The sequence below is a fragment of the Rhodobacter sp. NSM genome (assembly GCF_052244495.1).
GTDB lineage: Bacteria > Pseudomonadota > Alphaproteobacteria > Rhodobacterales > Rhodobacteraceae > Cereibacter_A.
The window spans coordinates 1-26,590 of sequence record NZ_JBQPXH010000004.1 but is presented as its reverse complement, the minus strand read 5'-3'; the positions used below and the strand labels follow the sequence as shown (position 1 = coordinate 26,590).

Below are 26,590 nucleotides of genomic sequence, written 5' to 3'. Positions count from 1 at the left end.
GGAGGCGCGGACCTATTCCCAGGCCCGCGCCTGCGGCCGCCCGAGGCCCAGCAGATCCACCGCCCGCGCGGCGATCTGGTCGACGGCTGCGTCGATGCTGTCCGGCCGCAGGTAGAAGGCCGGCACCGGCGGGGCCACGATGCCGCCCATCTCGGTGACGGCGGTCATGTTGCGCAGGTGGGCCAGCGTCAGCGGGCTTTCGCGGGCGATGAGAACCAGCCGCCGCCGCTCTTTCAGCTGCACCGAGGCCGCGCGGGTCAGCAGGTTGTCGTCGAGCCCGTGGGCGATGGCCGCGAGCGAGCGCATCGAGCAGGGGGCCACGATCATCCCCGCCACCGGGGCAGAGCCCGAGGCGATGGCCGCGCCCACATTCATGATCCCGTGGACCCGCGTCGCCTGCGCGCGGAGTGCGTCGGCCGCCTCGGGGCCGACCTCTTCGACCAGCGTGCGCTCGCCCGCCTTCGAGATCACGAGGTCGATCTCGGCACCCAGGGCTTCCAGGTGCCGCGCGCAGGCGGCGGCCAGTGCCGCGCCCGATGCGCCCGAAACGCCGAGGACGACCCTCATGCCCCGATCCTGAGTTTCGCGATCAGCCGGTCGGCGAATGCCTCGGCCTCGGGCGACTGGGCCATGACCTCGCCCCATTCCCGGTGGGTCTCGGGGCCGATCTTGTTGGTGGCGTCGATGCCGATCTTGCCGGCAAGGCCCGGCTCGGGCGAGGCGAAGTCGAGGTAATCCATCGGTGTCTTCTCGAGCAGCACCACGTCGCGCGACGGGTCCATCCGTGTGGCCATCGCCCAGGCCACATCATCCCAGTCGCGCGGGTTGATGTCCTCATCCACCACGATCACCATCTTGGTGTAGGAGAACTGCGCGAGCATTCCCCAGAGCGCCATCATCACCCGCCGCGCCTGACCCGGATAGCGCTTGTCGATCGAGACGATGGCGATGCGGTAGGAGCAGGCGGCCGGGGGCAGATAGAGGTCGCGCACCTCGGGGATCTGCTGGCGGAAGACAGGCATGGCGAGATCATTGAAGACCTCGCCGATGACCGAGGGCTCATCCGGCGGGCGGCCCGTGTGGGTGGTGAGGTAAAGCGGATCCTTGCGGTGGGTGATGGCCGAGACCCGCAGCACCGGGAAATCCTCGACCGAGTTGTAATAGCCGGTGTGGTCGCCGAAAGGCCCCTCGGGCGCCACGTCGCCGGGATGGATCCAGCCCTCGACCACGATCTCCGCCGTGGCGGGCACCATCAGCGGCACCGTGCGCCCGGGCACGAGCGGCGTCCGCGCGCCCCTGAGCACGCCCGAGAAGGTCAGCTCGGACACCTGCTCCGGCAAGGGCAGCGCGGCCGAGAGCAGAAGCGCCGGATCGCAGCCGAGCGCGAGGGCCACGGGCATCGGCTCGCCGGCCCGCATCCAGCTGCGCCAGTGACCCGCGCCGCCGCGATGGGCGAGCCAGCGCATGATCAGCCGGTCGCGTCCGATGACCTGCGCACGGTAGACGCCGGCGTTGTAATGCAGCGTCTCGTCGATGGATGTCCCGTGCGGCCGCGTCAGCACGACCGGCCACGTGACCAGAGGGCCCGCGTCTCCCGGCCAGCAGGTCGGCACCGGGATCATGCCGAGATCGGCGGCGGGCCCTTCGTGCACCACCTCCTGCACCTCGGCCGAGCGCACGAGCTTGGCGCGAGTGTTGAGGGCGGCCTGAAGCTGCGGCCACCGCGAGAGCGCGTCGCGCATTCCTGCCACCGGGGCCGGGGCCCGCAGCGCGGCGAGGAAGGATCCCAGTTCGGGAATCTGCGCAAGCGACAGGCCGAGCCCCGCGGCCACCCGTTCGCGCGTGCCGAAGAGGTTCGCGACCAGAGGCATGGTCGCGGCCGTGTCGCGCAACTTCTCGAAACGGAGCACCGGCCCCCCGCTGCGCAGCACCTTCGAGGCGACGGCTGTGGTTTCATGCCGCAGCGAGACCGGCTCGGCGACCCGGGCGAGATCGCCCTCCTTGTTGCACCAGTCGAGAAAGGCCCGGAGATCCGGGAAGATGGGCAGGCTGCGCATGAAACCTCACGTGTCTGGCCTCGGGGCCTAGCAGCCGAGCCGGGCCAATGGCTTGACCTACATCAATATGGTCCTGCGGCATGGATGTTAGAGCGGGCCCGATCCGATCGGAACAGGTGTGCCATGACCAGTCTGCCCACGCTCGCCCCGCCGCTTTCGCGGCTTGCGGGGCTTTTGCCAAAGCCGCCGGCCTCCGTCGCGCTGACGCTGCTCGCCCGCCGCATCGCCGCGCGCCACCCCGAGATCGTCAGCCGCCTCGGGACGCATGTGAACGCGAGCTTCGCGCTCGATCCGACCGACCTGCCGATGGTCATGATCCTCACCCTGCCCGCCGGGCAGCCCCGGATCCGCCTCGCGAAGGATGCCTCTGGCGCCGACTGCCGGATCGCGGGCAGGCTCTCGGCACTGCTCGCGCTGGTGCACGGCGCGGTGGATGGCGATGCGCTGTTCTTCTCGCGCGATCTCGTGATCGCCGGCGACACGGCTGCGGCGCTGGCGCTCAGAAATGCGATCGACAATGCCGAGCTCGACCTGCTGGAAGAGATCCAGCATGTGGCGCCGCCGCTCGGGCGCGCCCTGGCCCCGATCGCGGCCGCCCTCGAACGTCAAACCGGCGTGGCCCTCCGCCGCGCCTCGGGAGTCTACTGATGGAACTCGTCTGCCCTGCCGGCACCCCTGCCGCGCTGCGTGCCGCCGTCGAAGCCGGCGCCCATTCGGTCTACTGCGGCTTTGCCGATGAAACCAATGCGCGGAACTTCCCCGGCCTGAACTTCTCGCCGAAGGAACTGGCCGAGGGCGTGGCCTTCGCCCACAAGCACGGCGCCAAGGTTCTCGTCGCGATCAACACCTTCCCGCGGGCGGGGGACGAGACGCTCTGGCATCGCAACATCGCCGCGACCGAGGCCGCGGGCGCGGATGCCGTCATCCTGGCCGACATGGGTCTGCTGGGCTGGGCCGCGAAGAACCATCCGAACCTCCGCCGGCACCTCTCGGTGCAGGCCGCGGCTGCCAACCCGGACATCATCAACTTCTACGGCCGCGAGTTCGGCGTGAAGCGCGTGGTGCTGCCGCGCGTGCTGACCGTGGCCGAGATCGCCGCGATCAACAAGGAGACCCCGGACGTCGAGACCGAGGTCTTCGTCTTCGGCGGGCTCTGCGTCATGGCCGAGGGGCGTTGCTCGCTCTCGTCCTATGCCACCGGCAAGTCGCCCAACATGAACGGCGTCTGCTCGCCCGCGACCGAGGTGCAATATGTCGAGGAGGGCGACAGCCTCGCCGCGCGCCTCGGCGACTTCACCATCCACCGGGTGGGCAAGGACGAGCCCGCGCCCTATCCGACGCTCTGCAAGGGCTGCTTCACCTCGGGCGATCAGGTGGGCCACATCTTCGAGGATGCGGTCAGCCTCAACGCGCAGGACATCCTGCCCCAGCTCGCCAAGGCCGGCGTCACCGCGCTGAAGATCGAGGGGCGGCAGCGCTCGCGCTCCTATGTGGCGCAGGTCGTGCGCAGCTTCCGCGCCGCTGTCGATGCGCTGGCCGCTGGCCAGCCGATGCCGCAGGGGGCGCTGGCCGCCCTCTCCGAAGGGCAGGCGACCACCACGGGCGCCTATGCCAAGACCTGGAGGTAAGCCGATGGATCTCACGATCGGACCGAACCTGTTCTTCTGGGAAGCCGAGCGCGTTCGCGATTTTTATGCCCGCATGGCCGACGAGGCGCCTGTCGCGCGCGTCGTGGTGGGCGAGGTCGTCTGCTCGAAGCGGCTGCCCTTCTGGCAGGGCGAGATCCCCGTCGCGGTCGAGCGGCTGCGTGCGGCCGGCAAGGAGGTCTGGATCTCGTCCCTGGCTCTCGTCACGCTGAAGCGCGAGCGGACGCTGACGGAGGAGCTGGTGGATGCCGGCGCAGGCATCGAGATCGCCGACCTCACGGCGCTGGCCTACATTCCGGAAGGCACGCCCTTCTCGGTGAGCCCGCTGATCAACTGCTACAACGTGGGCACGCTTGACTGGCTCGCCGCGCGCGGGGCGAAGCGGATCTGCCTGCCGAACGAGTTGCCGATGGAATCGGTGGCGGTGCTGGCCCGTGCGGGCGCCGAGCGCGGCGTCGCGGTCGAGGTCTGGGGATTCGGCCGCCAGCCGCTGGCCATCTCGGGGCGCTGCTACCATGCCCGCCTGCATGACCGGATCAAGGACAGCTGCCAGTTCATCTGCAACGCCGACCCCGACGGGCGCGAGGTGGACACGCTCGACGGTGAGCGGTTCCTCGCGGTGAACGGGGTGCAGACGCTCTCCTGCGCGACCTCCTTCGCCGGACGCGAGATCCCCGACCTGCTGGCGGCTGGCGTGTCGGCGCTGCGACTCTCGCCCCATACCGGCGACATGGTGGGACTGGCGAAGGCCTTCGACGCGGCGGTGAAGGCCAGAGCGAACACGGCCGAACTCGAAGCCGCGGCGCGGGCCGTGGCGCCGGGTGGGCAGCTCGCCAACGGCTACCTTCGCGCGCGTGCGGGCGCGGAATGGGTCGACGCCTGAGACTGCGACACATTCTCAAGCCGGATCAGTCACTTGCCTGATCCGGCCGAATCCTGATAGAGCGGCCTTCCTGAAGGGCGGCCGCGATGCATTCGAGGTCGCAAAGCGTCTCGCGCCCCCGGAGCCGGCCCATGTCCCAGACCGTCAGACTTGCAGTCGGCAGCCTGTTCGTCGGGCTCGTTGTCCTCGCCCTCAAGACACTTGCCTGGTGGATGACCGGCTCGATCGCGCTCCTGTCGGATGCGATGGAGAGCATCGTCAACGTGGCCGCCGCCGCGGTCGCGCTGGTGGCGATCCGGGTGGCCGCCATTCCCGCCGATGCCAACCATCCCTACGGACATCACAAGGCCGAGTTCCTCAGTGCGGTGCTCGAGGGGGCGATGATCATCGTGGCCGCCCTGCTGATCCTGCGCGAGGCGACGCTGGGTTTCCTCGATCCCAGGCCGCTGGTCGCGCCGATCGAGGGGCTTCTGGTGAACGGCTCGGCCACACTCCTCAACGCGCTCTGGAGCTGGATCCTGATTTCGCGCGGTCGGAGGCTGCGATCCCCGGCACTGGTGGCGGACGGGCGGCACCTCCTGGCCGATGTGGTTTCCTCGGCCGGGGTGACGGTGGGCGTGCTGGCGGCGATCTTCACCGGCTGGTCCTGGCTCGACCCGGCGCTGGCGGCGCTGGTCGCGGTCAACGTGCTCTGGTCCGGCTGGGTGGTCGTCTCGGCCTCGGTCAGCGGGCTGATGGACGAGTCGGTCTCGGACGAAGTGCTGGCACGGGTGCGCGAGGTGATCTCGCACGAGGCCGTGGGCGCCGTCGAGGCGCATGACCTGCGGACGCGGCACGCCGGGCAGGCGACCTTCATCGATTTCCACCTCGTCGTGACGGGCGATACGACGGTGGCCGCGGCGCATGACATCTGCGACCGGATTGAGGCGGCCCTGCACCGGCTGATCCCCCACAGCCGGGTCAGCATCCATGTGGAACCCGAGCACAAGGCCAAGCACAACGGCATCGTCGTGCTCTGAGCGGCCGGATCGTTTCGCGGGATCTGCCCCACAGTCCCCGCACGAAGCGCTGCAGGCCGGGGTCGAGACCCAACCGCGACGGCGGCATTCAGGGCCATCCGGACCCCGCAAGGGACTCCCCGCATCAGAATCCGCAGGAGCCGCCGCGCAATCGGGCAGCGTCGGCCTCTTTCTCTCCTTGCCCGGGTTGAACGGATGCCGTGAATATTATATTCGGTAAATCGAATATAAATGCCGCCCGCGGCCTCGCACCGGACATCCGCCATGACACGCCTGATCCTCGCGGCCCTGCTGTCGCTCCTGCCCCTGCAGCTTGTGGCCGAACCGCTGCGGCCCGTGACTGTCACCGAATGGAAGGCCGTCTATGGCCGGATCGAGGCGCGCGACCGGATCCCGGCGCGGGCGCGACTCGGCGGCACGCTCGTCTCGCTCTCGGTGACCGAGGGCGACCGGGTCGAGGCGGGGCAGGTGCTGGCCGAAGTGGTGGACGAGAAGATCGGCTTCCAGCTCGCGGCCATCGATGCACAGCGTGCGGCTCTCGAGGCGGAACTTGCCAATGCCCGGACCGAGCTTCGGCGGGTCGAGGATCTGCTGGCCCGCGGGGTCTCGACCTCGCAGCAGTCCGACGCGCTGCGCACGCAGGTGCAGGTCCTCTCGGGGCAGATCGCCGCCAACGAGGCCGAGCGGAACGTGCTGGAGCAGCAGGCGGCCGAGGGCCGGGTGCTGGCGCCGGTCGCGGGTCTCGTGATCGACGTGCCGGTCGTGGCGGGCGCGGTGGTGCTGGCGGGCGAGGAAGTGGCGACCGTGGGCGGTGGCGGCTTCTTCCTGCGCCTCGCCGTGCCCGAGCGCCATGCGGGCGCGCTGAAGGAGGGCGATACCATCCTGATCGAGAGCCCGGACGGGCCACAGGACGGCCGCCTCGCCCGTGTCTATCCGCTGATCGAGAACGGCCGCGTCATTGCGGACGTGGATGTGCCGGGCCTTCCGGAACGCTTCGTCGATGCGCGGGTGCTCGTGCGCCTGCCGGTGGGCGAACGGCAGGCGCTTCTGGTGCCCGAGGCGGCGGTCGAGCGCCGGGCGGGGCTCGACTTCGTCACGGTGGCGGGCGAGGGTGGGCCAGTCGCGCGCAGCGTGATCCTCGGCCAGCGGCAGGATGTGGATGGCAGCCCGATGGTCGAGATCCTCTCGGGGCTCGAGGCCGGCGATGACGTGGTGACCGGTCATGAGTGAGCGCCGGCCCGGGCTCGGCCTTGCCGGCCATCTCACCCGCTCGTTCATCGGCTCTTCGCTGACGCCGCTCTTCATCCTTGCCGCGCTCGCGGTGGGGCTGGTCGCGCTCGTCTCGCTCCCGCGAGAGGAGGAACCCCAGATCTCGGTGCCGATGGTCGATATCCACGTCCAGGCGCCGGGCCTGCGCGCCGAGGATGCGGTCAAGCTCGTGACCGAGCCGCTCGAGACCATCGTCAAGGCCATCGACGGGGTCGAGCATGTCTATTCGCAGACCTCGGACGATCAGGCGATGGTCACGGCGCGTTTTGTCGTCGGCACCTCGTCCGATGCGGCGGTGCTGCGCGTGCACGAGAAGGTCCGCGCCAATATCGACCGGATTCCGAAGGGCATTGCCGAGCCGCTGATCGTCGGCCGCGGCATCGACGATGTGGCGATCCTGTCCCTGACCGTCGTCCCCACCGGGCCGGGCGTGACCGCGAACGACCTGACGCGGGTTGCGCGCGAGCTGCGGACAGAGGTCGCCAAGGTCGAGGACGTGGGCCTCACCTATCTCGTGGGCGAGACGCCCGAGGCGATCCGCGTGGCGCCCGATCCCGAGAAGCTCGCGCTCTTCGGCGTCACGCTCCAGAGCCTCGCGGCCAAGGTGGGCGGCGCGAACGAGGCGCAGGATGCGGGCCTCCTGCGGCAGGAGGGCCGGCAGGTCGCGCTGATCGCGGGCCGGACGCTCACGACGCCCGCCGAGATCGCGAACCTCCTGCTCACCACGCGTGACGGGCGGCCGGTCTACGTGGGTGACGTGGCCGAGGTGGGGGTGGTCTCGGACATGACCGAGGCGCTGGTCGCGAACGTCACGCGCGCCGAGGACGGCACGATCGTCAGGACTCCCGCCGTCACGCTCGCCGTGGCCAAGCGCGCGGGCGCCAATGCGGTGGTGGTGGGCGAGGCGGTGCTGCACCGGATCGAGGCGCTCGAGGGCAGCCTCATCCCCGACAGCATGGCCGTCACCATCACCCGCGACTACGGCGAGACGGCGAACGAGAAGGCCAACGAGCTTCTGTTCCATCTCGGGCTCGCCACGATCTCGATCATCGTGCTGGTCTGGGTCGCCATCGGCTGGCGCGAGGCCATGGTGGTGGCCATCGTCATCCCGGTCACGATCCTGCTCACGCTCGCGGCCGCCTGGCTCATGGGCTACACGCTGAACCGGGTGTCGCTCTTCGCGCTGATCTTCTCGATCGGGATCCTTGTGGACGACGCCATCGTGGTGATCGAGAACATCGCCCGCCACTGGGGCATGGAGCGGACGAAGCCGCGGGCCGAGGCCGCCGTCGAGGCGGTGGCCGAGGTGGGCAATCCTACCATCGTGGCTACCCTGACCGTCGTGGCGGCGCTGCTGCCCATGCTCTTCGTCTCGGGGCTGATGGGCCCCTACATGAGCCCGATCCCTGCCAATGCCTCGGCCGCGATGATCTTCTCGTTCTTCGTGGCGGTCATCATCACGCCCTGGCTCATGCTGAAGATCGCAGGCCGTGCGCCGCTGCATGGCGAGGACCATGCCTCGCCGGGCGGGCGGCTGGGGAGGCTCTATGCGGCGGTAGCGCGGCCGGTGCTGAGGACGAAGGGCAGGGCGCTTTTCTTCCTCCTCGGGACGGCAGTGGTGTCCTTCGGCTCGATGGGGCTCCTTTACACGCAGCATGTCACGGTGAAACTCCTGCCCTTCGACAACAAGTCCGAGCTGGCGGTGGTGATCGACCTGCCCGAGGGCGCCTCGGTCGAGGCCACCGACCGGGTGGCGCAGGATGCGGCGCGGGCCGTGCTGGAACTGCCCGAAGTGATCTCGGTGCAGACACATGCCGGGGCGGCGGCGCCCTTCAACTTCAACGGGCTGGTGCGGCACTATTATCTGCGTGGCCGCCCGCACGAGGGCGACCTGCAGGTGAACCTCGCGCCCAAGGACGCGCGAGACCGCGAGAGCCACGAGATCGCGCTCGAGATCCGCGAGCGGCTGAAGGCCATCCCGCGCCCCGCAGGGACGGTGCTGAAGACGGTCGAGCCGCCGCCCGGCCCGCCGGTGATCGCGACGCTTCTGGCCGAGGTCTACGGCCCCACGCCCGAGGCGCGGCGCGAAGCCGCCAGCCGCATCCGCGACGCCTTCGAGAGCGTGCCCTTCGTGGTCGATGTGGACGACAGCTTCGGCACGCCGCCCGCGCGGCTGCGCGCGACCATCGAGCCCGACGATCTCGAGTTCTTCTCGGTGCAGGAGGCGGATGTGTTCGACACGATCCAGCTTCTGAACGGCGAGAGCGTGGTGGGCTATTCGCACCGCGGCGAGGGGCGGCATCCGATCCCGATCGTGCTCGCCCGGCCCAAGGGCGACCGGGTGCTCGACGAGCGGTTCCTCTCGACGCCGATCCCGGCGGATCTGCTGCCCGGTGCGCGGGGTGTGGTCGAACTCGGCGACGTGGTGCGGGTGAGTGAGGAGCGGGCCTCCTGGCCCATTTTCCGCCACAACGGCCGTGCTGCCGAAATGGTCACGGCCGAGCTCGCGGGCGACTTCGAGGCCCCGCTCTACGGGATGCTTGCCGTGGCCGACCGGCTCGACGCGATGGACTGGCCCGAGGGCACGAAGCCCGAGATCGCGCTCCACGGTCAGCCCGAGGACGAGACGCGGCCCGTCCTGCTCTGGGACGGCGAATGGGAGGTGACATGGGTCACCTTCCGGGACATGGGCGGGGCCTTCGGCGTGGCGCTTCTGGGGATCTACATCCTGGTGGTGGCGCAGTTCGGCAGCTTCCGCCTGCCGCTCGTGGTGCTGACGCCGGTGCCGCTCACGTTCCTCGGCATCATGCTCGGCCACTGGATGTTCGCGGCGCCCTTCTCGGCCACCTCGATGATCGGCTTCATCGCGCTGGCAGGGATCATCGTGCGTAACTCGATCCTGCTCGTCGATTTCATCCGCCATGCCGACCCGGACCGCGACCGGATCGAGGTGCTGATCGAGGCGGGCGCGATCCGGTTCAAGCCGATCCTGCTGACCGCGCTTGCGGCCATGATCGGGGCGGCCGTGATCCTTGCCGATCCGATCTTCCAGGGGCTGGCCATCTCGCTCCTCTTCGGGCTGATGAGTTCGACCCTGCTCACGGTGCTGGTGATCCCTGCGATCTACCGTGTCTTCCGGACCTGAGCCGGGCCTGAGGAGCCGGTGACCGCCCGAACGGGCCGCGCGGTCACCTGCCTTCCCGGATCGAGGGCGGGCCCGCCGAGGCTGAGCTGTCCTGAGACGCGGCGTCGCACCTGTCGCCGGCATTGATCCGCGTCAAGGAGCGGCGTTCACAAACCGACCAGATTTTCAGCAGATGAAACTGCTGAACGAGCAAATCATGACTGCCCTGACCACCGCCGCCGTCCAGAGCCTGATCGGACTGATGGGGGGATTGCGCGCGGCCGACCGGCATCCTGCGCCGTGGATGCGCTACCGCACCAGCGAGGAAGAACTCGAACGGCTGCGGATCGCCGAAAGCCACATCCCCTACCGGTTCTGAAGTCCGGCCAGTTCTCCCGGGTCTTCCGCCGCGCCGGACGCGAGGATTACGCAGGGGATATGGTCATGCGGGGGCGCTTCCGCCCCCGCCGCCTGCCGGGTCAGGCGCTCTGGCGCGCCGCTTCGTCCGGCAGCTCGTCCGCGTGACGCCGGTTCCAGCGAATCGAGGACCAGAGCGAGATCCCGATCAGCCCCGCGCCGCCGAGCCCGGTGATGACCTCGGGAATGTGCGTCAGCGTCTGGACGTACATGATCACCGACAGGATCAGGATTGCGTAGAAGGCGCCGTGCTCGAGGTAGCGGTACTGTGCCAGCGTTCCGCGCTCGACCAGCATGATGGTCATCGAGCGCACGTACATCGCGCCGATTCCGAGGCCGATGGCGATCACGAACAGGTTCTGGCTGAGCGCGAAGGCTCCGATCACCCCGTCGAAGGAGAAGGAGGCGTCCAGCACCTCGAGATAGAGGAAGGCGCCGAAGCCGCCCTTCACCGCCGCGTCCATCGCCTGCTGGCGATGGTCGAGGAAGCCGCCCACCACCTCGACGAGGAGGAAGGTCAGAAGCCCGTAGATCGCGCTGTTGATGAAGACCTGTTGCTCCGCACCTTCGAGAAGCCGCGAGAAGCCGAGCACCGCGCAGAGCACCACCGCCACCTCGACCCCGCGGATCGAGGAATAGCGGCTGGCCTGCTCCTCGATCCGGCGCACCCAGTGGATGTCCTTCTCCTGGTCGAAGAAATAGGTCAGGCCCACCATCATCAGGAAGGTGCCGCCGAAGGCCGCGATGGGCGTGTGCGCCTCGTTCATGATGCGCGCATATTCGGCGGGTTGCGTGGCGGCGAGTTTCAGCGCCTCCCAGGGCCCGAGGCTCGCCGCGATCACCACGATCAGCAGCGGGAAGACGATCCGCATGCCGAAGACCGCGATGATGATGCCCCAGGTCAGGAAGCGGTGCTGCCACTTCGGCGTCATCGTCTTCAGCTTGTTCGCGTTGACGATCGCGTTGTCGAAGGAAAGCGAGATCTCGAGCACCGCCAGAACACAGCAGATGAAGAAGATCGTGGCCGTGCCCTCGGCCGTGCCCGTGCTCTGCCAGCCGAGGAAGGCACCTAGCGCGAGCCCCACCGCCGTGAAGGCGAAGGCCCAGGTGAAATAGGAGATCGTGCTCTTCTGGCTCGCGGAGGTCATGCGACGGACTCCGGTTGCGCCCCACGGCACGGCGTTTCGGCCGGGCGGGGGATGGGATTGGCTTGGAACATGATGGAGTGTCGCGTCCTGGCGGCAATCGACGCTGTGGGTGCCGACATCGCGAGAGCGCCGCATTCTCTCGCCAGAGGGGCCCGGTCACCGGTGTGCGCCCGTCGCTGGGCTTGCGCGAATATGACCATTCGGCTTCGGCATGCAAGGGGCCTGCAAGGGCCACCCGGGCGGGCGATATTGCCATATGGCGAGAAGCGCCATATATTGCGCCAAAAGGAGTCAGACATGCTTGCCCTCCGTCCGCTTGGAAAGACGCCGGCCGAACCTGACAGTCCGCGCATCACCGATGCCGAGGCCGCCGCCATGGCGCGGGCGGTGGTCAACCTCTTCCGGCTGTGGGACCTTTCGGATCGCGAGGCCGGCATCCTGCTGGGCGAGCTGTCGTCGCGCACCTGGGCGCGGTGGAAGGCCGGGGCACCGGGCCGGATCTCGCGCGACCAGAAGACGCGGCTGTCGCTGCTGATGGGGATTCACAAGGCGCTCCGGCTGATCTTCCGCGAGCCCGAGAAGGCCTATGGCTGGGTGCGCCGGCCGAACGAGGTCTTCGGCGGCGCTTCCGCGCTCCAGATCATGCTGGGCGGCGAGATCACCGACCTCCTCCGGGTGCGCAGCTACCTCGATGCCGAGCGCGGGGGCTGGTGACATGCCCCGCCGCCGCGTGATCTGGGACCGGACCCACCGGATCATCCGCTCGCGCTTCCCGCCCATCGACCTCTTCGAGGACATCGCCGACCCTGCCGACTGGGAGGCCATCGCCTCGGCCGAGGCCAAGACCAATCCCCGCCTGCGCGACAATTTCGGCCGGCTCGACCTGGTGCCGCCGGCGCGGCGCGTATCGGGACCGGGTGCCTCCTGGGCCATGGCGCCCTTCATCCATGTCTCGCCCGACCGGCCGAGCCGCTTCTCGGACGGGAGCTTCGGGGTCTACTACGCCGCCGAGACGCTCGAGACCGCCTTGATCGAGGTGGCCCACCACCACGGCCGGTTCATGACTGCCACCGCCGAGCGGCCCGGCTGGACCTCGGACTTCCGCCAGCTCATAGGCCGGCTCGACGCAGATCTCGAGGTGGTCGGCCCCGAGCGGGCCGAGCTGCTCGACCGCCACGACTACCGCGCGGCGCAGGATTTCGGCGCTCGCCTGCGCGAGGAGGGAGCGGACGGCATCCTCTACCCCAGCGCCCGCGCGCCCTCGGGCCTCTGCGTGGCGCTCTTCTGGCCGGACGTGGCGGGGGCACCCGTGCAGGGCGACCACTTCGCCTTCGAATGGGACGGAACGCGGGTCGCGCGCATCCACAACCTCGCGAAGGGCACGCTCCACGCGCTCTAGCCAGCCATGCCCCCAGGCTGTCAGTTCCGAGCGCCTCAGGAGGGATCCGTTCTTCCGTCAGGCCGTGCCCACCTGCTCCGCGACCGTCACCCGCGTCTCCCAGGTCTCGCAGCGCCGCGCCAGTTCCTCGGGGAAGGGGCCGTCGGTGAAGACCGCATCCAGCTCCTCGAGCGAGGCCAGCCGAACCGGCGCCTTGCGGTCGAGCTTCGAGCCGTCGGTCACCAGAAAGCGTTGCCGGGACTGGCGCAGGATCGCCTTCGAGACCCGGACCTCCGCCAGGTCGAAGTCGAGCATGTCGCCGTCGCGGTCGAGCGCCGAGGTGCCGATGATCGCGAAATCCACCTTGAACTGCTGGATGAACTGGATGGTGAGGTCGCCCACCAGCCCTCCGTCCGAGCGGCGCAGCTGCCCGCCCGCCACCATCACCTCGCAGGAGGGATTGGCCACGAGGATGTTCGCCACGTTCATGTTGTTCGTCACCACCGTGATGTTGCGGTGGTTCAGAAGTTCGCGCGCGACGGCCTCGGTCGTGGTGCCGATGTTGATGATCATCGAGGAATTGTCCGGGATCGCCCTCGCGCAGGCCCGGCCGATCGCGGCCTTGGCCGCGTCGTTCATCCGACGCCGCTCCTCGTAGCCGATGTTCGAGACGCCGGTGCGCAGAACCGCGCCTCCATGTACCCGGTCCAGAAGCCCCGCATCGGCGAGCTCGGTCAGATCGCGCCGGATGGTCTGAAGCGTCACCGCGAAATGCTCGGCGAGCTGTTCGACCACCACGCGCCCCTCGCTGCGCGCGATCTCCAGGATCTCGGTCTGCCGGAAATTGAGCGCCATCCCACCCCTCGCTGCCGTTCCAGATGCTGTTTGCCATGCTCCGCCGCCCGTGTCATGCCTCCGCTGCCCATCCAGCCGCCCCGAGCACCGCCATGACGCCCGCCGCCCGCCTCTCCGCCGCCATCGACATCCTCGACCGCATCCTCGCGGGAACGCCGGCCGAGCAGGCCCTGACGAACTGGGGCCGGGCGAGCCGCTTCGCGGGATCCGGAGACCGGGCGGCGGTGCGGGACGTGGTGTTCGACGCCATCCGCTGTCGCCGCTCCTTCGCGCGGCTGGGCGGCGCCGAGACGGGGCGGGGGCTGGTCCTGGGCGGCCTTCGCGCTGCGGGGCAGGAGGTCGAGAGCCTCTTCACCGGCGAGGGCCATGCGCCCCGTCCGCCGGAGGGGCCGGAACGGGTGCCGCAGGCCGCGTCGGAGTTCGAGGCGCTCGATTGTCCCGACTGGCTCGCCCCGAAGCTGGCCGAAAGCCTGCAGGAGGATTTCGCTCAGGTGATGGAGGCGCTGCGCCATCGCGCGCCGGTCTTCCTCCGGGTCAACCGCGCGCGCTGCGATCGCGAGACGGTGGCGGCGGAACTGGCCGCCGAGGGCATCGTCACGCGAGCGCATCCGCTTGCCCAGACAGCGCTCGAAGTTACTGGCAATGCGCGCAGAGTTCAGTCCTCGACGGCCTATCGCGAAGGTCGGGTCGAGTTGCAGGATGCGGCCTCGCAGGCGGTCGTCGAGGCGCTGCCGCTGTCCGACGGGGACCTGGTTCTGGACCATTGCGCGGGCGGCGGCGGCAAGAGCCTGGCCATGGCGGCCCGCGCCAATGTGAGACTTGTCTGCCACGACGCCGATCCGCGCAGGATGCGCGATCTGCCGGAGCGGGCGCGCCGTGCGGGAGCCGACCTGCGCTGCCTGGTCCCGGGCGAGCCCGCCCGTCATGGACCCTTCGATCTCGTTCTCGCGGATGTGCCCTGTTCGGGCTCCGGCAGTTGGCGACGTGCTCCGGAGGGCAAGTGGAGCCTGACCCCCGCGCGGCTGGAGGGCCTGCTCGAGACCCAGAGCGCCATCCTCGACGAGACGGCGCCGCTGGTCCGTCCGGGTGGCCATCTGGCCTACGCGACCTGCTCGGTTCTCGACTGCGAGAACATGCTCCAGACCGACGGTTTCCTCGCACGGACACCGGGCTGGGAGAGGGTGCGCCGGCTGCGCCTGACGCCGCTCGATGGTGGCGACGGATTTTTTCTGGACCTGTTGCGGCGAATTCGCTGAAGTTCCCGGGCGGACCGGGACTGTTTCCCGATTGCGATTAAACTGTGGTTAACGATTTCGATGCCGAATTGCCCGAGGGCGAATCCGGCTCGGGAGGTGCCAGTGCACAGGCAAGCTGCAGACTTCGTGGGGGCGGCCGAGGGCTTCGGCTCGCGCCTCTGGCTCTTGCTGGCGGTCGCCGGCGGCGCGCTCGTGACGGCGATCTTCGCGTCCGACCTGAACATGCAGCTCGGCGCCGCCATGGTGGCGCTGACCTTCCTCGCCATTGCGCTCATCGCGCGCGGCATGACGGCCTGGGGCAGGTTGCGCGACCGTGGGCTGGACCTGCGTCTCTCCGGCTTGCTCGGAGAAGATGCGGCCCCCTGCTTCACTACCGACGCCGTGGGTCAGATCGGGTATCAGAACCGTGCCGCGTCCGCCCGCTTCGGCGACCGGAGCGGCGGAACGCTTGTCGCCTCGCTGGGCGACCACTTCGCAAGCCCGGCTTCCGTGCTCTTCCGCCTGCAGGCCCGCGCCGCCAACCTCGGCTCCTCGCGCGAGGATGTGGTGACGCGCCGGGGGCATATCAGGCTTTCCGTCCACCGCATCGCTCCCGCCCGCTTCCTGTGGCGCCTCGAGGAGTTTCAGGATCGGGCCTCGGTCGCCGGGAGAGGCGCCGAGGGGCTGAGCCTGCCGATGCTGGTGGCGAACAAATCGGGCGTCGTGCTCTTCGCGAACGAAGCCATGAGGCGTCTGGTCGGCCAGCGCCCCAAGCGGCTTGACCGGGTGTTCACCGACCTGGCGCCGCGGTCGGGAGAGGAGGTGGAGGTCGCCTCCGTCGATGGACCCATCCGCGCCATTCTTGCGGAAGTCGAGGGCTTGGGCGAGCGCCGCGAGATCTATCTCATGCCGGTGCCCGCCTCGAGCACGCATGACACGGCGCTTGCGGATTTCGAGCATCTGCCCGTTGCGCTCATGAAGTTCGGCGGCGACGGCGGAATGCGGATCGCGAACCGGGCCGCCCGCGACCTGCTGGGGATAGGCCCGGATGCCCGCCCGATCTTCTCCGACCTCTTCGAGGGGCTGGGGCGTGCAGTCAACGACTGGCTGTCCGATGTCGCCTCCGAGCGCATGCCGGGCGGGGCCGAGGTTCTGCGCCTGCGCCGGTCCGAGGAAGAGGTCTTTCTGCAGATCGCGCTGCGCCGCATCGTCGAGCACGGTCGCCCATCCGTGCTGGCGGTGCTGAACGATGCGACGGCGCTGAAGACCCTCGAGGCGCAGTTCGTCCAAAGCCAGAAGATGCAGGCAATAGGCCAGCTCGCGGGCGGGATCGCCCATGATTTCAACAATCTGCTGACCGCCATCTCCGGTCATTGCGACCTGCTGCTCCTGCGTCACGACCGGGAGGATCCGGAATTCGCGGACCTCGTGCAAATTCACCAGAACGCCAACCGGGCGGCGAGCCTCGTCGGGCAGCTCCTCGCCTTCTCGCGCAAGCAGACCCTGAAGCCGGAACGGATCGAACTGCAGGAGGTGCTGGCCGACATGACCCATCTCCTCAACCGTCTCGTGGGCGAGAGGGTGACGTTGCGCCTGTCCCATGCGCCCGACTTGGGTCCCATCCGCGCCGACAAGCGGCAGCTCGAGCAGGTGCTGATGAACCTCGTCGTCAATGCGCGGGATGCCATGCCAGAAGGGGGCGTGATCCGGATCGAGACGGAAGCTCTCACTCTGGCCGAAGAACTCCGCCGCGACCGTGCGGTGGTGCCGCCCGGAAACTACGCCACCATTCACGTTCAGGACGAAGGCGTCGGCATCCCGCCGGAGCGGCTGCAGAAGATCTTCGAGCCTTTCTTCACCACGAAGCGCACGGGCGAAGGCACCGGCCTCGGCCTGTCGACGGTCTACGGCATCGTCAAACAGTCGGGAGGCTTCATCTTCGTCGATAGCGAACCGGGCCAGGGCAGCGTGTTCCACCTCTACTTCCCGATCAACGAAGAGCCGGTTCCCGTCGAGGCCGCACCGCCCGCGCGCACCGGGTCCGAGACCCTGCGCCGCGGCGAGGGGGTGGTGCTCCTTGTCGAGGATGAGGCGCCCGTTCGCGCCTTCGCGTCGCGCGCCCTCAGGATGCGTGGCTATACGGTCATCGAGGCCGAGAATGCCGAGGACGCTCTCCGGGCGCTTGAGGATCCGGCCCTCGAGGTCGACGTCTTCGTCACCGATGTCGTCATGCCCGGAATGGATGGCCCGACCTGGGTCCGTCAGGCCCTCGAGGAGCGCCCGAACGTGCGCGTCATCTTCGTATCCGGCTATGCCGAGGAATGCCTCGCCGAATCACAGGCGCGCATCCCGAATTCCATCTTCCTGCCCAAGCCCTTCTCGTTGAACGATCTTACGGCGACGGTGCAGGGGCAGGTGCATTGAGGCTCAGCCGAGCGACTCGTAGAGCGTGAAGTCGCGTTCCATGGTCTTGCGCAGAAGATCTTCTGTATCAGGGGCAAGGTCCAGCGGCGCGGAGGGTGAGACGTTCAGCCGGGGCAGGATGATCTCGCAGCCGAGCCGCTCCTCGAGGAAGTCGATGAAGGTCTCGATTTCCTCATAGCGGAACAGCCGGTCCACGCCGCTTCCCCCCTTCGCGTCGAGAAATCGCGCCTGCGAGCCGACGGCGGCGAAGTCCGGCTGCGGGTCCGAGGCATAGCCGCGGACGAACTCGTCGAAGCTCATCGCCGCCGTGCTCTTTGCCGCGTCGAGGATGTCCTCGCGCTGCCTGTACCGGTACCAGCTGCCAAGCCAGGCCCGCGGCTCGCGCATGAGCGCGACCACGGTGAAGGGCTGCCCGGAGGCGGCCTCCAGATAAGGTCCGATGAACCGCCTGTAGCGGCGGACCGACGTGTGCTTGAGCAGCGGCGGCCGCTGGATCGAAACGGCTGCGAGCGATTCCAGCGCGGCCTCGATGGCGGTCGTCCCCGTCTTCGGCGTGGCGAGAAACGCCAGCCGCTGTTCCCAGAATACGAGCATCCTGTCCCTTCTTGCTCTCGGACCTCTGCGGGTCCCCGGCGTCGTAAACTAGCCTTTAACCGCTTTTGCCGGAAGCTGCATCTACCGGAGAATCTGGTTGAAATGTTCGCGTTCCGATCTCATAGTGACGCAGAACATACAGCGAACTCGCGAAGCGATTGCTGCCTTGGCGCGGCTGTGGAATAAGGAACGGAACATGGCGACGGCGAACCTCCTCGACTTGAACGGAAGGCGCGAGATGGACAAGGCAAAGGCGCTGGAAAGCGCGCTGGCACAGATCGAACGGCAGTTCGGCAAGGGCTCGATCATGAAGCTGGGCGCGAACAGCCCGGTGATGGAGATCGAGGCGACCTCGACGGGATCTCTCGGCCTCGACATCGCGCTGGGGATCGGCGGGCTGCCCAAGGGGCGCATCGTCGAGATCTATGGCCCGGAAAGCTCGGGCAAGACCACGCTCACCCTGCATGTGGTGGCCGAGGAGCAGAAGAAGGGCGGTGTCTGCGCCTTTGTCGATGCCGAGCATGCGCTCGATCCGACGTACGCGAAGAAACTTGGCGTGAACCTGGACGAACTCCTGATCTCGCAGCCCGATACGGGCGAACAGGCGCTGGAGATCGTGGATACGCTGGTCCGTTCCGGCGCGGTCAGCCTGATCGTCGTCGACTCGGTGGCGGCGCTCACGCCGAAGTCGGAGATCGAGGGCGACATGGGCGACATGCAGATGGGCTCGCAGGCCCGCCTGATGAGCCAGGCGATGCGGAAGCTTACGGCCTCGATCGGCCGGTCGAACTGCATGGTGATCTTCATCAACCAGATCCGGATGAAGATCGGCGTGATGTTCGGCAACCCCGAGACGACGACGGGCGGCAACGCGCTGAAGTTCTATGCCTCCGTTCGTCTCGACATCCGTCGGACCGGCGCCATCAAGGACCGCGACAACGTCATCGGCAACACCACCAAGGTGAAGGTGGTGAAGAACAAGGTGGCGCCGCCCTTCCGCGAGGTCGAGTTCGACATCATGTACGGCGAAGGGATCTCGAAAACGGGAGAACTGGTGGACCTCGGCGTGAAGGCGGGCGTCGTCGAGAAGTCGGGCTCCTGGTATTCTTACGGCGACGAGCGGATCGGTCAGGGCCGGGAGAACGCGAAGGCCTTCCTGCGCGCCAACCCCTCCGTCGCGACGGATATCGAAGACAAGATCCGCGCCTCGCACGGGCTCGAATTTTCGACCGGCGAGGATGGCAAGGATGACGACCTGGTGGACATGTAAGGCTTCCGCGCGTCGAGGTGGACAGCCCCGACGCGCAGGGCTAAACGGGACGGCGAACCGCAGATCCGCCTGACAGGGGCTTTCTCCATGCCGTCCTTGAACGATATCCGCTCGACCTTCCTCGACTATTTCCGGCGCAACGGCCACCGTGTCGTGGAGTCGAGCCCGCTCGTCCCGCGCAACGACCCGACGCTGATGTTCACCAACTCGGGGATGGTGCAGTTCAAGAACTGCTTCACGGGTCTCGAGCATCGCGACTACACCCGCGCGACGACGGCGCAGAAATGCGTCCGCGCCGGCGGCAAGCACAACGACCTCGACAACGTGGGCTATACAGCCCGGCACCATACCTTCTTCGAGATGCTGGGGAATTTTTCCTTCGGCGACTACTTCAAGTCGGATGCGATCCCCTTTGCCTGGGAACTGCTGACGAAGGACTTCGACATCCCGAAGGAGAAGCTGCTCGTCACCGTCTATCACACCGATGACGAGGCGGCGGAAATCTGGAAGAAAGTCGCGGGCCTGCCGGACGAGCGGATCATCCGCATCCCGACCAACGACAACTTCTGGATGATGGGCCCGACCGGACCCTGCGGCCCCTGTACCGAGATCTTCTTCGACCACGGCCCTTCGATCTGGGGCGGTCCTCCGGGTTCGCCCGAGGAGGACGGCGACCGCTTCATCGAGATCTGGAACCTCGTCTTCATGCAGAACGAGCAGCATCCGGACGGCTCGATGACGCCGCTGCCCAAGCAGTCGATCGACACCGGCATGGGGCTCGAACGGATCGGGGCGCTGCTTCAGGGCAAGCACGACAACTACGACACCGATCTGATGCGCAGCCTGATCGAGGCCTCCGCCCATGCAACCTCGACCGATCCGGACGGGCCGGGCAAGACACATCACCGCGTCATCGCCGACCACCTGCGCTCGACCTCGTTCCTGATCGCGGACGGCGTGATGCCCTCGAACGAGGGCCGCGGCTACGTGCTGCGCCGGATCATGCGGCGCGCCATGCGTCACGCCCATCTCCTCGGCGCGCAGGACCCGGTGATGCATCGCCTCGTCCCCGCGCTCGTGCGGCAGATGGGGGCAGCCTATCCCGAGCTGACCCGCGGGCAGGCGCTGATCGAGGAGACGCTGAAACTGGAGGAAACGCGTTTCCGCCAGACGCTCGACCGCGGCCTGCGGCTGCTCGAGGACGAACTCGGCCGGCTGCCCAAGGGCTCGCCCCTGCCGGGCGACGCGGCCTTCAAGCTCTACGACACCTACGGCTTCCCGCTCGATCTCACGCAGGACGCGCTGCGCGAGAAGGGCCGCAAGGTCGATGTGGACGGCTTCGAGAGTGCCATGGCCGAGCAGAAGGCCAAGGCGCGCGCGAGCTGGGCCGGCTCGGGCGAGACCAAGGACGCGGCGATCTGGTTCGACATGGCCGAGAAGCACGGGGCGACGGAGTTCCTCGGCTACGACACCGAACGGGCCGAGGGCCAGATCCTCGCGATCGTTGCGGGCGGTGCCGAGACCTCGACGGCCGCGCAGGGGCAGGCGGTTCAGATCGTGATGAACCAGACGCCGTTCTACGCCGAATCGGGCGGCCAGGTCGGGGACAGCGGTGAACTGAGGACGGACACGGGCCGGGCCCGGATCACCGACGTGAAGAAGAGCCAGGGACTGTTCCTGCACTTCGCCGAGGTGACCGAGGGCGAGATCCGTCAGGGTCAGGGGGCCGCGCTCGAGGTGGATCACGCACGGCGCTCGGCGATCCGCGCGAACCACTCGGCGACGCACCTTCTGCATGAGGCGCTGCGGCGTGCCCTCGGCGACCACGTCGCGCAGCGCGGCTCGCTGAATGCGCCCGACCGGCTGCGCTTCGACTTCAGCCATGCCAAGGCCCTGAGCCCCGAGGAACTGGCGAGGGTCGAGGGAGAGGTGAACGCCTTCATCCGCTCGAACGGCGCCGTCGAGACGCGGATCATGTCGCCCGACGATGCACGGGCGCTGGGAGCGCAGGCGCTCTTCGGCGAGAAATACGGAGATGAGGTGCGGGTTGTCTCGATGGGCACGCTCGCCGGTTCGGGCAAGGGCGCCGACGGGCAGACCTATTCGCTCGAGCTCTGCGGCGGAACCCATGTGGCGCGGCTGGGCGACATCGGCCTCTGCGTGATCCTCGGCGATCAGGCGTCCTCTGCCGGGATCCGGCGGATCGAGGCGCTGACCGGCGAGGGCGCGCTCGCCTATCTCAACGAGCAGATGAAACGGCTGGCCGAGGCGGCCGCGGCGCTGAAGGCCGCGCCCGCGGATCTTGTGGACCGCGTGAAGGCGCTGGTCGACGAGCGGCGGCAGCTTCAGAACGAGGTGGCGCAGCTCCGTCGCGAGGCCGCAATGGGCGGAGGTGCGGGAGCCGAAGCCAAGGACATCGGAGGGGTGAAGTTCCTCGCGCAGATCGTCCAGGGCGTGCCGGGCAAGGACATGCCGGGCCTCATCGACGAGATGAAGGCGCGGGTCGGTTCGGGTGCGGTGCTTCTGATCTCGGACACCGGGGGGAAGGCGGCCCTTGCCGCCGGCGTCACGACCGACCTGACCGATCGCCTGTCGGCAGTGGCGCTGGTCAAGGCTGCAGCCGAGGCGCTGGGTGGGCGCGGCGGCGGTGGGCGGCCGGACATGGCGCAGGCGGGGGCCGCCGATGCCTCGCAGGCCGAGGCGGCGATCCGCGCGGCCGAAGCCGTGATCGGAGGCTGACATGGCGACGGCACTCTGGATCGCGAATGTGGAAGTGACCGACGCCGAGGCCTATGGCCGCTACGCCAAGGGCGCCGGGCCGGCCATTGCGGCGCATGGCGGGGTCTTCCTCGCCCGCGGCGGCCGTCATGTCCAGCTCGAGGGTCGAGACCGCTCGCGCAACGTGGTGGCGCGATTCCCTTCGGTCGAGGCGGCGGTGGCCTGCTACCACTCTGCAGAGTATCAGGCGGCGCTCGACCACGCCCGTGGCGCTTCCGTGCGTGACCTTGTGGTGGTCGAAGAGGTCGAGTGATCGCCCACGAAGAAGGCGGAGGCGGCCACGCCTCTGCACGCGCTGTCGCGGGTGACCGGTTCGTAACGGTTTCATGATGCGACGCCGCACGGCCCGCGCTATGCTCTCTGCGAGCAGTCGATGGGGCAGGGCGAACATGCCGGAACCGTTGCGCGCAGGCGGAGCGCGCTGAATCATGTGCAGATGGGCCGCCTATGTCGGGGCACCGATCTTCCTTGAGGAGGTCGTGAGCCGCCCGGGTCACTCTCTGATCCACCAGAGCCACTGCGCCACCGAATGCGGCACGGCGATCAACGCCGACGGCTTCGGCATCGCCTGGTACGGAGAGCGACCGGAGCCCGGGCTCTACCGCGACGTCTATCCCGCGTGGAGCGATCCCAACCTGCGCAGCCTCACGGCGCAGGTGAAGTCCGGCCTGTTCCTCGCCCATGTCCGTGCCTCGACCGGCACGGCCACCAGCCGCAACAACTGTCATCCCTTCGTCGTCGGTCGTTGGAGCTTCATGCACAACGGACAGATCGGCGGCTACGACAGCTTCCGCCGCGATGCCGACATGCTGATCCCCGAGGCGCTCTATGGCCATCGCCGGGGGGCCACGGACAGCGAGGTCCTGTTCCTCGTGGCGCTGGCCGAGGGGCTGGAGCGCGATCCGAAAGGTGCGCTGGAGCGCGCGGTGCTGCGGCTCGAGCAGCTCTCGCGCGAGAAGGGCAGCGTTCCGCATGTCCGGCTGACGGCTGCGCTGTCGGACGGAGAGCGGCTCTTTGCCGTGCGCTACGCCTCGGACGAGCAGGCGCCCACGCTCTACCACCGCTGGAGCCTGCGGCGGGGCGGGCGAGCCGTCGTCTCCGAGCCGTTGGAGCAGGACGAAGGCGACTGGCTGCCGGTGGCGCAGGGCTCCTTCTGCACCTTCGAGGGCGAGGCAGTCCATGTCGAGCCTTTCCGCCCGGGCCCCTTGGCGGAGGCAGCCTGAGCCTGCCGCAGGCGGTGGCCGGAAGGGCCGACGACGCGCTCCCCCATCAAGCTGGCGGCGGCGGACCCATGGCCGGGCCGGTCGAACGAGCAGCCTGAAAACAAGAGCAGGCGACAACTCGAGGGACGGCGTCTCGGTCAAAGAAAAAAGGGCGCCGCAGGGGCGCCCTTCGTTTTATTCCGCGGCCTTGGCGGCGCGCTTTCTCTCGTGCGGGTCCAGGTAGCGCTTTCGCATCCGCACGATCTTGGGCGTCACCTCCACCAGTTCGTCATCGTCGATGTAGGCAATGGCCTGCTCGAGCGAGAGCCGGACGGGGGGAGTGAGACGCACGGCCTCGTCCGTGCCCGAGGCGCGGACGTTGGTGAGTTTCTTGCCCTTCAGCGGGTTCACCTCGAGATCGTTCTCGCGGCTGTGCTCGCCGATGATCATGCCGACATAGACGGCTTCCTGCGCACCGATGAAGAGATGGCCGCGCTCCTCGAGGTTCCAGAGCGCGTAGGGCACCGAGATTCCGTTCTCCATCGAGACGAGGACGCCCACGCGGCGGCCCTCGATCGGGCCCTTGTGCGGTGCCCATTCGTGGAAAACACGGTTCAGGACGCCGGTGCCGCGCGTGTCGGTCAGGAACTGGCCGTGGTAGCCGATCAGCCCGCGCGAGGGCACATGGGCGATGATCCGGGTCTTGCCGGCGCCGGCCGGTTTCATCTCGACGAGTTCGCCCTTGCGCGGCCCGGTCAGCTTTTCGATCACCGCGCCGGTGAATTCATCATCCACATCGATCGTGACTTCCTCGATGGGCTCCATGCGTTGCCCGTCTTCCTCGCGGAAGAGCACGCGCGGCCGCGAAATCGACAGCTCGAAGCCCTCGCGGCGCATGTTCTCGATCAGCACGCCCATCTGCAGTTCGCCCCGGCCGGCGACCTCGAAGGCCTCGCCGCCGGGCGTGTCGGTGACCTTGATCGCGACGTTGATCTCGGCCTCCTTCATCAGCCGCTCGCGGATCACGCGCGACTGCACCTTGTTGCCGTCCTTGCCGGCGAGCGGCGAATCGTTGATGCCGAAGGTGACGGAGATCGTCGGCGGGTCGATCGGCTGGGCCGGCAGCGGCACATCCACCTCGGGCGCGCAGAGCGTGTCGGCGACGGTCGCCTTCGACATGCCGGCGAGGGTCACGATGTCGCCCGCCTCGCCGAGGTCGATGGGGGCCTGCGACAGGCCGCGGAAGGCCAGCACCTTCGAGACGCGGAACTGCTCGATCCGGTCGCCATTGCGCGAGAGCGCCTTCAGCGTGTCGCCGGCCTTGACCGTGCCCGCCTCGACCCGGCCCGTCAGGATGCGGCCGATGAACGGGTCGGCCGAGAGGGTGGTGGCGAGCATCCGGAACGGCTCCTCGCGCGCGGCGAGCTGCTTCGGCGCCGGGACATGGCGCAGCACCAGTTCGAACAGCGCCGAGAGATCCTTGCGCGGCCCGTCGAGCTGCTCGTCGGCCCAACCGGCGCGGCCCGAGGCATAGAGCGCGGGGAAGTCGAGCTGTTCGTCGGACGCGCCGAGGTTCGCGAAAAGGTCGAAGACCTCGTTCAGCGCGCGGTCGGGCTCGGCATCGGGCTTGTCGACCTTGTTCAGCACCACGATGGGCCGCAGCCCCAGCGCAAGCGCCTTAGAGGTCACGAACTTGGTCTGCGGCATCGGGCCCTCGGCGGCGTCCACCAGCAGGACCACGCCATCGACCATGCTCAGGATCCGTTCGACCTCGCCGCCGAAGTCGGCGTGGCCGGGCGTGTCGACGATGTTGATGCGCTTGCCGTTCCACTCGACCGAGGTGCATTTGGCGAGGATCGTGATCCCGCGCTCGCGCTCGATGTCGTTGCTGTCCATCGCCCGCTCGGCCACGGACTGGTTGTCCCGGAAGGCGCCGGACTGCTTGAGGAGCTCGTCCACGAGGGTCGTCTTGCCATGGTCGACGTGCGCGATGATGGCGATGTTGCGAAGCTCCATCGGGGTGCTCTCTCGGGTAGGGATCAGGGGTTCGAGCGCGGCGTTACATGACGCGGCGCAGAAAGGCCAGCGCTTTCGGGCGGCAGCACGAAGAAGCGTCAGGTCGCGATGTAGCGGTCGCGGCGGTGGTTGATCGCGATGACGAGGTTGACGACGGCCGCGCCCAGGAAGGACCAGGCGACGAGCCTCCAGTCGCGCAGTCCGAGGGCCGCGGCAAAGAGCAGGGCGTCGAAGGCGAGCTGGGTCCAGCCGGCGCGGAAGCCGGTCTTGTCCTGCAGGTAGAGCGCGAGGATGCCGATGCCGCCAAGGCTCGCGCCGTGGCGGAAGAGGGCGAGGAGAGCCGAGCCGGAGACGAGGCCGAAGAGCACGGCGCCGAAGGCCGGGTGAAGCTGGGCGAAACTTGCCCACTGCGGCATGACCTGCACGAGGGCCGACATGAGCGCGACCGAGAGGAAGGTCTTGAGCGTGAAGGCAGGCCCCATGCGCCTGTAGCCGAGCCAGTAGAACGGGATGTTGATCGCGAAGAAGACGGGCGCGAAGCCCCAGCCGGTCGCGTAGGAGATCAGCACCGCCAGTCCCGCCGTCTGGCCGGTTACGAGCCCGAGATGCGTGAGGATCGTGATCCCGAAGGCGGCCATCGTGCAGCCATAGGCAATCGCCTGAGCGTCCTCGAGTCTCGTGTGGGCGGTCGTGTCGGCCATGGGGATCCTGCGGCAAGGCCGGGGGCTCTGCCCCCGGACCCCCGGGATATTTGGGCGAGAATGAAAGGGCAAGAGGGGCGCCGGACCTGGAGGAACCCGCGCCGGGCTCCTGTCGCAGGCAGGAGGTTCCGGGGGAGACGGACCGTCATCGAGTGGTGCGGGGAAGGGGCCGGAGCGGGCAAGGCGGCACGGGCGGCGGGGCCGGATTCGCGGGCGTGCGGCACGTTGCGCGGCAGCCCTCCCGCCTCCACTCTGGAATATTCTCGGGGGCCCGGGGAGCAGACCGCCCGCCGGTCCCGCCGGAATGCTGTAGGGGCGGGGCGTCGCCCCGCCGCCCTCCTGCCTTCACTCTGGAAAAAAGCCCTCAAGAGTCCGGGGGCTGAGGCCCCCCGGCTCTGGTCAGGCGCCCAGCGCGCGGTCGAGGTATTCGTCGACCTTCTCGAGATAGCCCATCGTCGTCAGCCACTTCTGGTCGGGGCCGACGAGCAGCGCGAGGTCCTTGGTCATGAAGCCGTCCTCGACCGTCTGCACCGTCACCCGCTCGAGCGTCTCGGCGAAGCGGGCGAGCTCGGCA

Annotated in this window: 22 protein-coding genes and 1 pseudogene; 15 read left to right on the top strand and 8 right to left on the bottom strand. The window is 68.5% G+C overall.

Features of this window, described 5'->3' with window-relative positions; translation table 11 throughout:
• Positions 1-12 precede the first annotated feature (12 nt).
• Positions 13-567 carry a UbiX family flavin prenyltransferase gene (locus ACTVZP_RS09725; protein ID WP_443211957.1) on the bottom strand — a complete coding sequence of 185 codons (555 nt, stop codon included), beginning with the start codon at positions 565-567 and terminating at the stop codon, positions 13-15.
• On the bottom strand, positions 564-2,057 hold the full coding sequence (locus tag ACTVZP_RS09720) for a UbiD family decarboxylase (protein ID WP_443211956.1): 1,494 nt from the start codon (positions 2,055-2,057) through the stop codon (positions 564-566). The genes ACTVZP_RS09725 and ACTVZP_RS09720 overlap by 4 nt, the downstream gene beginning before the upstream one ends.
• Positions 2,058-2,180: 123 nt before the next feature.
• Between ACTVZP_RS09720 and ubiT the strand changes: the two genes are divergently transcribed.
• The 7 genes from ubiT to ACTVZP_RS09685 all read left to right on the top strand — a co-directional run bounded on the left by ubiT (position 2,181) and on the right by ACTVZP_RS09685 (position 10,377).
• Positions 2,181-2,705 carry a ubiquinone anaerobic biosynthesis accessory factor UbiT gene (gene ubiT, locus ACTVZP_RS09715; RefSeq protein ID WP_443211955.1) on the top strand — a complete coding sequence of 175 codons (525 nt, stop codon included), beginning with the start codon at positions 2,181-2,183 and terminating at the stop codon, positions 2,703-2,705.
• Positions 2,705-3,685: a ubiquinone anaerobic biosynthesis protein UbiU gene (gene ubiU / locus ACTVZP_RS09710; protein WP_443211954.1), complete on the top strand. Its 981-nt coding sequence runs from the start codon at positions 2,705-2,707 to the stop codon at positions 3,683-3,685. Before ubiT ends, ubiU begins: the two co-directional genes overlap by 1 nt.
• 4 nt (positions 3,686-3,689) lie before the next feature.
• Positions 3,690-4,586: a ubiquinone anaerobic biosynthesis protein UbiV gene (ubiV, locus tag ACTVZP_RS09705; RefSeq protein WP_443211953.1), complete on the top strand. Its 897-nt coding sequence runs from the start codon at positions 3,690-3,692 to the stop codon at positions 4,584-4,586.
• 131 nt (positions 4,587-4,717) lie between these two features.
• Positions 4,718-5,605 (top strand): cation diffusion facilitator family transporter, encoded by an 888-nt coding sequence (locus ACTVZP_RS09700; protein ID WP_443211952.1) that lies wholly within the window; start codon positions 4,718-4,720, stop codon positions 5,603-5,605.
• 264 nt (positions 5,606-5,869) lie between these two features.
• Entirely contained in the window at positions 5,870-6,835 is a 966-nt protein-coding gene (locus tag ACTVZP_RS09695; protein ID WP_443211951.1) for an efflux RND transporter periplasmic adaptor subunit, read from the top strand.
• Positions 6,828-10,019 (top strand): efflux RND transporter permease subunit, encoded by a 3,192-nt coding sequence (locus ACTVZP_RS09690; protein ID WP_443211950.1) that lies wholly within the window; start codon positions 6,828-6,830, stop codon positions 10,017-10,019. The genes ACTVZP_RS09695 and ACTVZP_RS09690 overlap by 8 nt, the downstream gene beginning before the upstream one ends.
• A gap of 196 nt (positions 10,020-10,215) precedes the next feature.
• Positions 10,216-10,377 (top strand): hypothetical protein, encoded by a 162-nt coding sequence (locus ACTVZP_RS09685; protein WP_443211949.1) that lies wholly within the window; start codon positions 10,216-10,218, stop codon positions 10,375-10,377.
• Between the two features lie 100 nt (positions 10,378-10,477).
• Here the strand turns inward: ACTVZP_RS09685 and ACTVZP_RS09680 are convergent, their stop codons facing one another.
• Positions 10,478-11,563 (bottom strand): DUF475 domain-containing protein, encoded by a 1,086-nt coding sequence (locus ACTVZP_RS09680; protein WP_443211948.1) that lies wholly within the window; start codon positions 11,561-11,563, stop codon positions 10,478-10,480.
• 297 nt (positions 11,564-11,860) lie between these two features.
• Between ACTVZP_RS09680 and ACTVZP_RS09675 the strand changes: the two genes are divergently transcribed.
• Together ACTVZP_RS09675 and ACTVZP_RS09670 are read left to right on the top strand one after the other, a co-directional pair.
• Positions 11,861-12,277 carry an MbcA/ParS/Xre antitoxin family protein gene (locus ACTVZP_RS09675; protein ID WP_443211947.1) on the top strand — a complete coding sequence of 139 codons (417 nt, stop codon included), beginning with the start codon at positions 11,861-11,863 and terminating at the stop codon, positions 12,275-12,277.
• Position 12,278: 1 nt separating this feature from the next.
• Entirely contained in the window at positions 12,279-12,962 is a 684-nt protein-coding gene (locus tag ACTVZP_RS09670; RefSeq protein WP_443211946.1) for an RES family NAD+ phosphorylase, read from the top strand.
• A 57-nt stretch (positions 12,963-13,019) separates the two neighbouring features.
• Here the strand turns inward: ACTVZP_RS09670 and ACTVZP_RS09665 are convergent, their stop codons facing one another.
• Positions 13,020-13,796 (bottom strand): DeoR/GlpR family DNA-binding transcription regulator, encoded by a 777-nt coding sequence (locus ACTVZP_RS09665; protein WP_443211945.1) that lies wholly within the window; start codon positions 13,794-13,796, stop codon positions 13,020-13,022.
• Positions 13,797-13,888: 92 nt separating this feature from the next.
• On the opposite strand from ACTVZP_RS09665, the gene ACTVZP_RS09660 reads away from it, so the two are divergent.
• A complete protein-coding gene (locus tag ACTVZP_RS09660; protein ID WP_443211944.1) occupies positions 13,889-15,052 on the top strand; it encodes an RsmB/NOP family class I SAM-dependent RNA methyltransferase in 1,164 nt (387 codons plus the stop codon).
• A 102-nt stretch (positions 15,053-15,154) separates the two neighbouring features.
• Entirely contained in the window at positions 15,155-17,455 is a 2,301-nt protein-coding gene (locus ACTVZP_RS09655; protein ID WP_443211943.1) for an ATP-binding protein, read from the top strand.
• Positions 17,456-17,458: 3 nt separating this feature from the next.
• Here ACTVZP_RS09655 and ACTVZP_RS09650 read toward each other — a convergent pair whose 3' ends face one another.
• A complete protein-coding gene (locus tag ACTVZP_RS09650; protein ID WP_443211942.1) occupies positions 17,459-18,049 on the bottom strand; it encodes a hypothetical protein in 591 nt (196 codons plus the stop codon).
• Positions 18,050-18,245: 196 nt separating this feature from the next.
• Between ACTVZP_RS09650 and recA the strand changes: the two genes are divergently transcribed.
• The 4 genes from recA (at position 18,246) to ACTVZP_RS09630 (ending at position 23,320) form a co-directional block, all read left to right on the top strand.
• Positions 18,246-19,319, top strand: coding sequence for a recombinase RecA (gene recA, locus ACTVZP_RS09645; protein WP_443211941.1), 1,074 nt, complete (start codon positions 18,246-18,248; stop codon positions 19,317-19,319).
• Positions 19,320-19,406: 87 nt separating this feature from the next.
• Positions 19,407-22,058, top strand: a complete 2,652-nt coding sequence (gene alaS, locus ACTVZP_RS09640) for an alanine--tRNA ligase (RefSeq protein ID WP_443211940.1) — start codon at positions 19,407-19,409, stop codon at positions 22,056-22,058.
• 1 nt (position 22,059) lies between these two features.
• Positions 22,060-22,350 (top strand): DUF1330 domain-containing protein, encoded by a 291-nt coding sequence (locus tag ACTVZP_RS09635; RefSeq protein ID WP_443211939.1) that lies wholly within the window; start codon positions 22,060-22,062, stop codon positions 22,348-22,350.
• A gap of 175 nt (positions 22,351-22,525) precedes the next feature.
• The gene (locus tag ACTVZP_RS09630; protein ID WP_443211938.1) at positions 22,526-23,320 is read left to right on the top strand and encodes a class II glutamine amidotransferase; all 795 of its coding nucleotides are present in this window, start codon (positions 22,526-22,528) and stop codon (positions 23,318-23,320) included.
• Between the two features lie 174 nt (positions 23,321-23,494).
• Here the strand turns inward: ACTVZP_RS09630 and typA are convergent, their stop codons facing one another.
• The 3 genes and pseudogenes from typA to ACTVZP_RS09615 all read right to left on the bottom strand — a co-directional run.
• A complete protein-coding gene (gene typA / locus ACTVZP_RS09625; RefSeq protein WP_443211937.1) occupies positions 23,495-25,315 on the bottom strand; it encodes a translational GTPase TypA in 1,821 nt (606 codons plus the stop codon).
• A 98-nt stretch (positions 25,316-25,413) separates the two neighbouring features.
• Positions 25,414-26,016 (bottom strand): YitT family protein, encoded by a 603-nt coding sequence (locus ACTVZP_RS09620; protein ID WP_443211936.1) that lies wholly within the window; start codon positions 26,014-26,016, stop codon positions 25,414-25,416.
• Between the two features lie 399 nt (positions 26,017-26,415).
• Positions 26,416-26,590 (bottom strand): annotated as a pseudogene (locus ACTVZP_RS09615) (NADP-dependent isocitrate dehydrogenase); the annotation flags it as partial.